Source organism: Chroococcidiopsis sp. CCALA 051 (assembly GCF_003015105.1).
In the GTDB taxonomy this organism is placed as follows: Bacteria; Cyanobacteriota; Cyanobacteriia; order Cyanobacteriales; family Chroococcidiopsidaceae; genus Chroococcidiopsis; species Chroococcidiopsis thermalis.
In genome coordinates this window covers 67,388-77,187 of the sequence record NZ_PYCI01000011.1, presented here as the reverse complement: position 1 = coordinate 77,187, position 9,800 = coordinate 67,388, and the positions used below count along the sequence as shown (strand labels likewise).

General features: G+C 43.5%; 11 protein-coding genes and 1 riboswitch. Of the genes, 5 read left to right on the top strand and 6 right to left on the bottom strand.

Features of this window, described 5'->3' with window-relative positions; all coding sequences use genetic code 11:
• A partial coding sequence (locus C7Y66_RS04495; RefSeq protein ID WP_233222524.1) for a bestrophin family protein occupies nt 1-850 on the bottom strand: 850 nt, incomplete at its 3' end.
• Nucleotides 851-1,199: 349 nt separating this feature from the next.
• Here C7Y66_RS04495 and C7Y66_RS04490 point away from each other — a divergent pair.
• On the top strand, nt 1,200-2,456 hold the full coding sequence (locus C7Y66_RS04490) for a diguanylate cyclase (RefSeq protein ID WP_106544638.1): 1,257 nt from the start codon (nt 1,200-1,202) through the stop codon (nt 2,454-2,456).
• A gap of 13 nt (nt 2,457-2,469) precedes the next feature.
• On the opposite strand, the gene C7Y66_RS04485 is transcribed toward C7Y66_RS04490, so the two are convergent.
• Nucleotides 2,470-2,925, bottom strand: coding sequence for a DUF2127 domain-containing protein (locus tag C7Y66_RS04485; RefSeq protein ID WP_106544637.1), 456 nt, complete (start codon nt 2,923-2,925; stop codon nt 2,470-2,472).
• Nucleotides 2,926-3,091: 166 nt separating this feature from the next.
• Entirely contained in the window at nt 3,092-3,553 is a 462-nt protein-coding gene (locus tag C7Y66_RS04480; protein ID WP_106544636.1) for a PepSY domain-containing protein, read from the bottom strand.
• A 366-nt stretch (nt 3,554-3,919) separates the two neighbouring features.
• Between C7Y66_RS04480 and C7Y66_RS04475 the strand changes: the two genes are divergently transcribed.
• Complete coding sequence (locus C7Y66_RS04475) at nt 3,920-4,615, top strand: hypothetical protein (protein WP_233222523.1); 696 nt, start codon at nt 3,920-3,922, stop codon at nt 4,613-4,615.
• A 98-nt stretch (nt 4,616-4,713) separates the two neighbouring features.
• Here the strand turns inward: C7Y66_RS04475 and C7Y66_RS04470 are convergent, their stop codons facing one another.
• Nucleotides 4,714-5,901 (bottom strand): anion transporter, encoded by a 1,188-nt coding sequence (locus tag C7Y66_RS04470; RefSeq protein ID WP_106544634.1) that lies wholly within the window; start codon nt 5,899-5,901, stop codon nt 4,714-4,716.
• Nucleotides 5,902-6,277: 376 nt separating this feature from the next.
• Here C7Y66_RS04470 and C7Y66_RS04465 point away from each other — a divergent pair, with 376 nt between their 5' ends.
• The 3 genes from C7Y66_RS04465 (at nt 6,278) to crcB (ending at nt 8,233) form a co-directional block, all read left to right on the top strand.
• Nucleotides 6,278-7,114: a sulfite exporter TauE/SafE family protein gene (locus tag C7Y66_RS04465; protein ID WP_106544633.1), complete on the top strand. Its 837-nt coding sequence runs from the start codon at nt 6,278-6,280 to the stop codon at nt 7,112-7,114.
• A gap of 1 nt (nt 7,115) precedes the next feature.
• Nucleotides 7,116-7,502, top strand: a complete 387-nt coding sequence (locus C7Y66_RS04460) for a DUF1634 domain-containing protein (protein WP_106544632.1) — start codon at nt 7,116-7,118, stop codon at nt 7,500-7,502.
• Nucleotides 7,503-7,592: 90 nt separating this feature from the next.
• Nucleotides 7,593-7,714: riboswitch (Fluoride riboswitch) on the top strand.
• A gap of 120 nt (nt 7,715-7,834) precedes the next feature.
• Complete coding sequence (crcB, locus tag C7Y66_RS04455) at nt 7,835-8,233, top strand: fluoride efflux transporter CrcB (RefSeq protein WP_106544631.1); 399 nt, start codon at nt 7,835-7,837, stop codon at nt 8,231-8,233.
• Nucleotides 8,234-8,255: 22 nt separating this feature from the next.
• Here crcB and C7Y66_RS04450 read toward each other — a convergent pair whose 3' ends face one another.
• Both C7Y66_RS04450 and C7Y66_RS04445 read right to left on the bottom strand, forming a co-directional pair.
• On the bottom strand, nt 8,256-8,609 hold the full coding sequence (locus C7Y66_RS04450; RefSeq protein WP_106544643.1) for a DUF190 domain-containing protein: 354 nt from the start codon (nt 8,607-8,609) through the stop codon (nt 8,256-8,258).
• Between the two features lie 26 nt (nt 8,610-8,635).
• Nucleotides 8,636-9,799, bottom strand: coding sequence for an MFS transporter (locus C7Y66_RS04445; RefSeq protein ID WP_106544630.1), 1,164 nt, complete (start codon nt 9,797-9,799; stop codon nt 8,636-8,638).
• Nucleotide 9,800: the final 1 nt, after the last annotated feature.

Here is a 9,800-nt window from a genome sequence, read left to right as displayed (position 1 = left end):
TTTGTTCTAAAAGGCACTCTATCGGTTCGATGGCTTTTCTGTCTACTGCCAAGCGCCAAAAACTGTCCGAAGTATTGATTAATAATTGTTTGAGATAAATGGCATATAGCAAGGGCATGGGAGTTTTTAAAATTCGTTCGCAACCGCCTAATATATTTACTAGCTCGTCTACTAATTTCTGTAAGGCAGTGAGTTGATATACATTTAAAAGACCGTACCTGTACCTAGATTGTAAATATTCTCCCAGCCACAAAGCAATCTCTAGAGGTGGGTGATTTGTCTCTTTAAGTTTTAAATATTGTGAGGGAGTCATTAATACTTTTAATTCCTTCTTCATAGAGTTATGGCGTAAATGCAGTTTCATGGCAACTGCAAAAGCAACTACTAATCGCAATGCTGCCTCTTTTTCTACTCGCTCGCTTGTTCCCCTTTCTTCGACTACTACCCAAATTCCACGAGCCAGGTTACGAACTGTATTAACTAACGATCCCCAAAGTTTACGACCTTCCCAAAATCGTTCGTGAGCCGTGTTCGTGCGAAAAATTAACAGCAAACTCAAGATGAGATTTAAACTTAAGACCACGTTAGGAACGCCACTACTTATCTTTGGCAAAGGTATATGTTTATCGTGATATTCAAGTAAAGCAATGAAAAAACTATATCCACAGAAGAAAAGTAACCAAGGAATAATGGTTTTAATCACCGAACCTTGTAGCCGAAAAATGACTTGAAAGAAATTGAGTTTCTCACCAGTGTATTCATGAAACTTTCTTTTCCACGATCTGAGAGACGTATTGTTTTTTAAACGTGCTTTGTTTCTCAATTTCTCAGTACGACTTGATGGTGTCATTTGTAACTCCAGCAGAGAATATATACAGTGTTATTGTTGTATCGATTTGAGCAAATTCCAAAAATAGAGAGAAGACGCTGCGATGTTAGGTAATAAATGTCAAGAACTCGAAAAGATTTACCTGACTTTGTAAACTTTGCAAAATTATGTCAATTGCGGTGCGTTACTATACAAAACCTTAGTTAATTTCATCTTTTTGGTATCGCTCGGCAACTTCGCGATCGCAAAGCTAAGGAACTTTCTAAGTTCTTGACAATCTTGCAATAGGTTTGGGGTGCAAACTTGCAGCCATCTTTTACTTGGCTCAGAACAGATGCATCATCGATACAAAATACGGCTGAACAATAGTATGACTGGACATCTGATACCTAAAACCTTATACCCAAACCTGCGATCGCTTAGAAATTCTATAATAGGAGCCTTAGCTTTGGATCGCCATTATGTTTCGGCAGTTATAGCCGTCCTACCCATAGTAGAATATATGGCTTTCCAAAACCATCGGCGGATATGGCTCGTGTTAGTTATTGGCTTACTTTGTACTGGGATTTTTGCTTTTTGTTTATTGACGCTAGAGCGCACGGCTCATGTTGAACGGCTGGTGCAAGAACGCACGGCAGAACTATCAAATCTTAACGCCGAACTAAACTTACTCAACGAAATGAACGATTTGCTTCAAGCTTGCCTTACGGTTGAGGAAGCTCATACGGTAATCGCTCAGGTAGTACCTCGATTATTTCCTCATGCTTCGGGTGGAGTCTTTGCGATCGCTGGCGATCGCACCCTTGTAGCGAGTATTGCAGCTTGGGAAACGGCATTCAGCAGTCAAAAAGTATTTGCATTAGATGAATGCTTTGCACTGCGGCGCGGACAGATGTATCTAGCAGAAAACACTCGTTGCGGGTTGTGCCAACACTTGCTTTCCTCATTGCCTGTTGAGTATATTTGTGTTCCCATGATGGCACAAGGAGAAGTCCTTGGTTTACTGTACTTGAGTTACTTGGAAAAAGGAAAACTAACTTCTGCCAAACAAAGGTTAGCAGTTAAAGTTGCTGCAAATCTCGCTCTTGCATTAGCCAACTTAAAACTGCGCGAGATCTTGCAAAACCAGAGCGTGCGCGATCCGCTGACAGATTTATTCAATCGTCGTTATTTGGAAGCAACGCTAGAACGCGAAGTCCGTCGAGGCGAACGCGAGCAAACACCAGTAGGAATTATTATGCTTGACGTTGACCGCTTTAAACAAGTTAATGATACTTTCGGTCATCCAACAGGCGATACATTGTTACGAGAATTAGGCAAGTTCTTGAAAGAGCAGATTCGAGCAGGAGATATTGCTTGTCGGTATGGCGGTGAAGAGTTTATGTTAATTCTGCCAGATGCGCCTCTAGGGGCAGTTCAACAAAGAGCCGAACGTATTAGGGAAGCAGTCAAGTGGCTTCAGTTGAAGCACCAACATCAACTGCTCGATCCTATTACTCTTTCATTGGGAGTAGCAGCGTTCCCGTACCACGGCTCGACAACTCAAGAACTAATTCAAGCAGCCGATGCAGCTTTATACCGAGCCAAGACAGAGGGACGCGATCGCGTCGTGACAGCTACAATATAGCTAGAAGAGTAAGTCAAAGTTGCCTTCCATGTTTGGGAAAATGACGCAGTAAATACCAGAAAACCGCTATATTTACGACAAACACCAGCAGCTTGAGTATGGTTATTCCTTTGATTAACTCAAATATTTCTGGTGGAATACTGATACCAACTAGTACTAATACCAATATTCTTGCCCAGGCTTTTTCATACCATAAACCGATCGCTTCAATTGCAGTGACAGCAGCATAAGCTCCAGTTGCTATTCCACTAAATTGAAGGGTTTGTTGTTTGATATTTGTAATCTTTTCTATCAACCACTCAATAATATTTAATTTTCCTTCTAAAATATAAGCTTCTGATAAACTCGTAAAAGACTGATAGTTCTGTAATGCTAAAAGTATAGCGATCGCAGCGATCGCCAGAATTATTGCTAAAAAAGTTTTATAAATAACTATAGCTACTAAACCAGAGGGACGTTGATTTCGCATAGCGGGATTTATAGTATTTTTTCTATAGTTAATTATCCTTCGATATGACATGGTTATTCGATAAAATTCTAACTTTTAAGTTGTGGGACTATTAAAGAGTATCTTCAACAGTCCCACAATTTAGTTTCTGCTAATTAACTAAAAGATTGTGTAGATTTCAACTTCTTTATCGTTTTGTACCATCATCGTTAGTTTCACCATCATTATCTGGAATTTGAATGCTACTCTTAGGGCGAGAAGCCTCGTTCTGCTCATTCTCTTGATTTTTATCCTCAGTATAGAGGACTGTGCCATTACCAGCGTCTACATAAACTTCTGTTTGTCCAATCGTTACCTCGTAAACCAAGTTACCATTTTCATTTTCCAACTCTACACTACTTGCTTTGCCACCTTTAGCAGTTTCAGCAGCTTGTATGGCTTGTTGAGCTGTTATTTTAGCGAGAGATTGCAGTTGAGCTTCTTCCTGCTGCTCTTTTGCATCTTCATTAGCCTCACCATCGCGATCGCTATCTTGGGCAACTAGGATGCTAGTTTGAGGTTGAGCTGCATAGGCGTTTGGCGCTAAGCCGCCAAATCCAAAACTACCTACTACGGCAGTTGCTATGAGAATTTTCTTTGGAGTTTTCATAGGGTGAAACCTCGATATTCTGAGTTAGTGGTTTCACTGTAAGTCTCAAAAGTAAAGAACTAGAAAAGATTTTCAAAATAAAGAGATTTACGATGAAATTTGATAGCATTCGAGGCAATTACTCGTAATTATTTTTAGTTCTAGTCAATCTTTCTAAGTTCTTGACATTTAATGTATAAAGTAAAGTCTGCTGACCAAAGAGAGAGTTGCTGTTGTGACTGCTAGGCGATCGCTCCTTACAAACACTCAGAAGAAGCATTGCTTTACAAAAGTGACATTTATTTGTCAAGTTCCTGACATACTCAGCTACTACAATAACTAAGCAATCTAGATTTCCTTACCGCTATAACTAAGAGTGCGAAGAGAATGATGAACGAATCAAATGACTTAAACAGCTTAATTAATCAGCAACAGATAGAAATTGACCGCATTACAATTCCTGCGAAAAACCTAACTCTTACCGAACAGTTCTGTGTAGATTTCCTTGGAGGTAAGGATGTGTTTCGTACATCTAACAGGTTAGCACCGGAGAAACAACAATCAATTCCCTATTTTCCAGTTGCGATCGCCAACAGCCCAAGACTCAATTTATGCTTGCAAGTATGGGAGCTACCAATTGTCGCACAGCAGAAAACAACAAATACAGCCAACATCTCCTTAAACTTTTTTCACCAACGCTGGGAGCAAGAGATATACAATCGTTTTCGGGAAGCTAGACGGCGCTTTCCAGAATTTTTTCCCTGCTTCGAGATAAAGGAAAATCCAATCACAGGATTGCAATATTCAATTTACTTTAAGCCATTAACTAAATACGCTCAAAAACTAGCGTGCAATGCTCCGCTGTTTCCATACCAAGAAGAATTTAAGCCAATCGAGCAATTGTGGAATGAAAATGGACAGAGCGAATTGGAACTCATTTTCAATCGCTTTCCCACTCAGTCAGCATTGAAGCCACCCCAGCCAGCGTGGAGATCGGGGTGGGGGAAGTTCTTTTTAGGATTGATTAACCAAGGACGCGAGCTAATACACGTCAAGGGGCTGTTAACTCAAAAGAATGCTTGAATTTGTCGTCCAGATGAAGTCATTGCATCGATCGCACTACTTAACAAATAATACCCAGTTTCAGTATTTGAGTTGAAGAAAAGCACTCGTATGTAAGGTTAGTAGATCCAGAAGTAGGCTAGACATAAAGTAATTGCAGTCAAAGGTAAGCCGAAGCGTAAATGCTCCCAAAAACTTAACTTTTGCCCCTGCTTTGCTACTGCTTCCGCCACAATCAAATTTGCTACAGAGCCTAATAATGTCAAATTTCCTGCCAGTGTAGATCCTGCTGCAAGTAATAACCAAGTGTGTGAATCTGGATGAGGAATTAAATGATGTAATAGTAGAACTGCTGGAACATTGGAAACTAAATTAGACAGCAACACTGTCACCCACAAGATATTTACGGGAGTGTTAACGAAGCTAGAAAATAAGTTCAATTCTCCTAGATTTTGTACGCCTTGAGTGAGGATGAACAATCCAGAGAACATTACGAGCAAATCCCAGTCAACTTTTTGTAAAATTCGCTCTGGTTTAATTCTCCTAGTAATCAATAACAAACCTGCGGCAATCAGTGTTGCTTCTGCTGGCGGAATGCCAATTATGAAGGCAATTAGCAAACCGCCTGTAACGATTAAACTTTTGATTAGAAGCGGTTTTAAAAGTCGATCTTGTCTTGAGGGAGGAGTCAAAGAAGACTTGAGCGATCGCACCTCTGGATATAACCACCATAGTAAGCCAATCTGGAGCGCCAAGCTCGCCAGTGCTACAGGCGTAAGCACCTTGGCAAAATCTAGATAACCGATCCCAGAGAAGGAACCGATGAGAATATTCTGAGGATTACCGCTCAAAGTTGCTACAGAACCGAGGTTCGTTGCTCCTGCTAACGCCAGTAAATAAGGAATTGGGTTGAGATTGAGCGATCCAGTTAAGTCTAGAACTAGGGGTGTCAGGATTAGGGCAATTGTATCATTGAGAAATAGAGCCGAGAGAATACCTGCACCAAAAGTCAGTACTAACAGCAACCCCAAAGGGCTGCGAGCGATACGTGCGACGCGATCGAGAGCTAACTGGAAAAAGCCAGATACAGCCAAGTTAGCACTGATTACCATCATGCCGAATAGAAAAATTAGCGTTTTGTAATCGATCGCCCGCCACGCCGATTTTAAATCCAGTACCCCTAACGCTAGCAGTAAAGCTGCTCCCGCCACGGCGATCGTTGCCCGATTCATCCGCATTCCAGGCAGATAACCTAACCCTAAACCAATATACGTCAGCGCGATCGCAATATGGCGAAGAATCGTCATTTGATGCTTTGTCCTTGAATGCAGGAAACAAGCCTCTACGCAATGAGGCAAGCTATAGTGGGGAGTTGTTAAAAAACTATTGCCACGTCTTGTTTAAGTTTGGTTTTGAGTTTAATCTAGTTGAAGTTTTCTACCATTTATCTATAGATAGATGTTAATTTTCAATTTGACTGGTTCAATCCACTCTAGCTTTTAATTCAGGCAAGAAAAGTAAGTCTATATTTTTACCAGTTGTTAATCGTTGCTCTACCACCCGTTAATCAAGCAAACTTATTCTTTGAACCAGAAAGAAGATTAAATTGCGATCGATTCAATAACAGCAATCCAATTGCACCTCGATCCACAAACTTAGCAGCCAAACAGGAGCAGCGATCGCGTGAACATCTTAGAATTTACTCTGATAGTTGGGTTAGGCTCCTTACTAGCGGGATTTCTAGGAGCCTTGACTGGCTTAGGTGGCGGCGTGGTTATCGTACCGCTTTTAACATTAGCGTTCAAGGTCGATATTCGCTATGCGATCGGGGCATCTCTAGTTTCAGTCATTGCCACTTCGTCAGGTGCAGCGGCTGCCTACGTTAAAGAAGGTTTTACCAATGTCCGCATCGGGATGTTTTTAGAGGTTGCTACTACCATAGGGGCGTTGGTTGGCGCTTTCCTGACTGCAAAGCTACCAACTTCCACTGTTGCTGTCATTTTCGGCTTAGTTCTACTTTATTCTGCTTTTTCCTCCCATCGCTCTCGACAGGAGCATCAACTCAATACTCAGCCCGATCCTCTGGCTACCCGCTTAAAACTCGATGGTAGCTATCCTACTGCGGAGGGGGAACAAAGTTACCACGTCCAAAATGTGACTGCGGGTTTTGGTTTAATGTTTTTAGCCGGAATTTTGTCAGGTTTGCTGGGAATCGGATCGGGAGCAGTGAAAGTGCTAGCAATGGATCGGGCAATGCAACTGCCTTTTAAGGTGTCCACCACTACCAGTAATTTTATGATTGGCGTGACGGCGGCAGCAGGGGCAGGGGTATATCTCAGTCGGGGATACATCGATCCAGGGCTAGCAATGCCTGTGATGTTGGGGGTACTGGCGGGTTCCCTCATCGGTGCGCGGATGCTAGTTAAGATTAAACCTAAGCTCTTACGACAGATTTTCAGCGTTGTGATTCTGCTACTGGCAATTCAAATGATTTACAACGGTTTAACGGGACGGATTTGAAATGTCAAATTCCAGGGCTAGATGGACAGAGCATCAAGTCGAACAGATAGTTGGCAACCTCCTACGGCTGGGAGTAATTTTATCTGCCTCAGTCGTGCTATTAGGTGGAATTCTTTATCTGAGCCGCTACGGGATGGACTCTCCCAACTATCAAGTGTTTCGCGGCGAACCATCGGATTTACGCACGTTCCCTGGTATTGTCAGGAATGCGCTATCGCTAAGACGGCGAGGGCTGATCCAATTTGGTCTGCTGTTACTAATTATTACCCCAATTGTCAGAGTTGCATTCTTAACATTTGCTTTTGTTAAGCAAGGCGATCGCATCTACGTCGTTATTACACTGATAGTTTTGTCAACTTTGCTATATAGTCTAATTAATTCCGTGTAGTAGAACTGAATAAATATTTAATACATTTAGCTTTTTTTATAGTCCCATACCAAAAGACCGATCGTTAGTTAGATAAAAGATGTGTTATAAATTCTATATGGCAATGGAGCTTGCCAAAACCGCCGCTTCAGTTCGTGCTAAATGTTTTACCAGTTATGGCTGTAAAACAAAAGCTTGTAAATATCTGAAAGGCTGATGGCTCCTACTTTCCAAGCTAGCATTGGGAGAGTAGGAGCGAATAATTGCTTTTCCTAATTCTCCCGATCGCCAGTACCTAGCAGTGTCATTAAAGATAATCCAGGTCGTTATTTAATTCTCCTAGATCTTTTGATATGCTAAAAAATCCTGCAATCCGCGCTCCTGTGGCGATCGGTCTTGGTGCAGTCGCTGGGGCGCTCAGTCGTTATTACATCGGTGCGTGGTTCGTTCAGATATTCGGCACTGCAATGCCCTACGGTACGCTGTTTATCAACATCAGCGGTTGTTTCCTGATGGGATTCTTTGCTACGCTGTCGCTCGAACGGATAATTACCATTCATCCAGATGTCCGGCTGCTGGTGACAACGGGTTTTTTAGGGTCTTATACGACATTCTCAACCTACGAACTCGACACGGCTAGGCTATTAGAGCGTAGCTGGGAAAGCGATCTCCCGTACTGGGCAGGCAGCGCCTTGTTAGGATTGTTCGCTCTCCAAGTGGGGGCTGCCTTAGCTGAAGTGTTACGTACTTGAGAAGACATGAAAATTGAGATGATTAAGCGTTTCCTGTGGGAGAGTGAGTCGTCGGAACGTGGTGAACGACATTTACAGTTTCTTGGATCGCAATGCCACCCACCACCATTTCTTTGACCAATGGCAAGAAGGAGGCGATCGCCTCTGGTGTATCGATGATTGTCACAACCATCGGTAAATCCGAGGACAGCTCGATAATTCTAGCCGTGTGAATGCGGTGATGATTTCGTTTGCCATACCCCATCACCCCTCTAGTCACCGTAGCTCCAGCAAGTTCTCTGCGTCGTGCCTCTTCCACCAGAGCAATGTAAACGGGCTTCCCGCGCCAATGGTCTGACTCACCAACATATATTGTCAGCCGCTCTAGCATATTCATAGCAGCCTCCTGACTTACCATTTGAATCAAGTTGTCCTCGCTCTCCGGCTAACCCATAACAATACAGGAATTGCTGCCAGTTGAATCACCACCGAAAAGGTCACTAGTGCGCTAATCGAAGCATCATATAATATACCCATCAGAGCGCTCCCTAGAAACCAAGCCACACCGTATCCCGTATTGAAAATCCCAAAAGCAGAACCCCGTCTGTCTGGTGATACCATTCCCGCAACTGCCGCTTTCATAATCGACTCCTGCGCTCCCATCCCGATCCCCCACAACACCATACCTGCCAAAGCCAAGGGCGCATTGCCCAAAAACACTAATGGAGCAAAAACAGAGGCGATGAGCGCAGCGATCGCTAGGCTTGTAATACCAATGCGATCGAACAAGCGTCCGAAGATGAGAGCGGCGATCGCATCTACCCCCATTGCCAGTGCATATAACAGGGGAATTTGGCTGCTGTTATCGATTGCTGCTTGTTGCAAGTGATAGGCAATCAAGGGAAAATCGGCATAGCCTGCGGCAATCAGCGCGATCGCCCCCAGATAAACCCAATATATTTGTGGCAACCCTTCTGCTTTCAATTCGGCTGTATGCGATTCAAAATCGCGGGGATTTGGGTAAATCCGCTGTCCAACTAGTAAAACACCTAAGCCTAAAACGGCAGGGATGACTAGAATCGCAAAGCCGCCTCGATAACCGTGCTGGAAATACAACATTGCCGCTACCATTAACGGTCCCAATACCGCACCAATCTGATCCATCGCCTCGTGTAAGCCGAAGCCAAACCCTCTACCTACCCGCATTGCTGCATGAGACAGCAGAACATCGCGGGGAGGGGTGCGAATTGCTTTCCCCGTGCGCTCGGCAATCATTAAGCCAGCGGCGACTTCCCACCGTCCAGCCAGGGCTAACAGAGGGACAACAGCTGTATTGATGAAATAGCCCAGTGTCGTAATGCTCCAGTACTGGCGGGTGCGATCGCTCAGATAGCCAATTCCCAAACGTAGCCCGTAACCGATTAATTCTCCTAAACCTGCCACCAATCCAACCACAGTGCCACTGGCTCCCAACGTTCCCAAAAATGCGCCTGTAATGCTGCGTGCCCCTTCATAAGTGGCATCGGCACAAAGGCTCACAACTCCCAGCACAATGACAAATTTCAGAGCGGCATTTTTCTGGTTCATT